The sequence below is a fragment of the Paramaledivibacter caminithermalis DSM 15212 genome (genome assembly GCF_900142245.1).
Lineage (GTDB): Bacteria > Bacillota > Clostridia > Peptostreptococcales > Caminicellaceae > Paramaledivibacter > Paramaledivibacter caminithermalis.
The window spans coordinates 1-1,084 of the sequence record NZ_FRAG01000153.1; the positions used below are offsets into that span (position 1 = coordinate 1).

Genomic DNA, 1,084 nt, shown 5'->3' on the forward strand with positions numbered 1-1,084 from the left:
TTGTTGCGATTTTGGATTTTACTCATATCTAAGTATGGTGTTATATCTTTATATTCCATTTGTAAATAAGATTCGTACTGGGTATTATAAAACGACTCAATTATATTTTTAATAGTATCACCATCTGATTTTGCTTGATAATTGCAAGAGAATAGGAGTAGGAATAATAGCATTAGTAAAATTTTCAAAAACTTTTTCATAATATTCATTTCTCTCAACCTTATTGATTATAGTATTTCTCTAAAATAACTTGGATTAAAAAATCTTTTACTACCACTATAGTCAGAGTAATAATAATAACCATTGTAACTGTGTTGAGCAAATTTTAATGTATCTTTATCCACCAATATAACTGTATGATCATAATCACTATCATATTCAAAATCTATTTGCATAATTCCACCTTCATTTAAAGAACTTACACTACTAACTACGCTAACTCTTGGTCCTGGTGTATCTATAGATTTATACCCAGTCATATAATTCCAAAAATAATTTACACTTTCCCAGTTTCTTGATCCTCCACCAGAACCAGCATACCATCCTTCTGTATATGTTGAACCTGGAACCATCATTACTTTATTAGATATATCTTGTGTTGTGTCATTTGCTCCAAAACCATACCATGAAACTTGAGAAGCAAAATTAGTGCAATCTCCTCCACTAGTACTTGCTTCATAAAATTTTGTATTACGATTTTCAACATATTTATTTGCATAGTAAACTCCTCTAGATGAACTATAATAATGGTTTTCTGCTGGTAGACTTAAAACTACAACCCCACTCTGTTCTTCGTCTTGATTGTAGTTTTTATATTCTTTTGTTTTGTCAATTATATATTCTTTTTCAATTGTTTTAAACAATTCATCTTTTTTCTTTTCTGATAATAGTTTTTCTTTTGAACTTTCAAACATTCTTAAACTTATGTATTCATGTTCCACAATCTTCCACATGCTATTATCATCTTTTCTTAATTCAAAAACATTTTTTCCTGAACTGATAAAAGGTGGATAAGCCTGTTGTTCATCTAGATTTATTTCTAATACCACTTTGGCATAGTCATTTTTTATATCTATACTTTTAT

At 28.4% G+C, this 1,084-nt stretch carries 2 protein-coding genes; both read right to left on the minus strand.

Annotated features, from left to right (window positions below; genetic code table 11):
- Window positions 1–209 (minus strand): hypothetical protein (locus BUB36_RS20070; protein WP_278247884.1); only part of this gene is annotated, 209 nt, incomplete at its 3' end.
- 18 nt (window positions 210–227) lie between these two features.
- Window positions 228–1,084: amidase domain-containing protein (locus tag BUB36_RS19015; protein WP_073153921.1), on the minus strand; the 857-nt coding region annotated here is incomplete at its 5' end.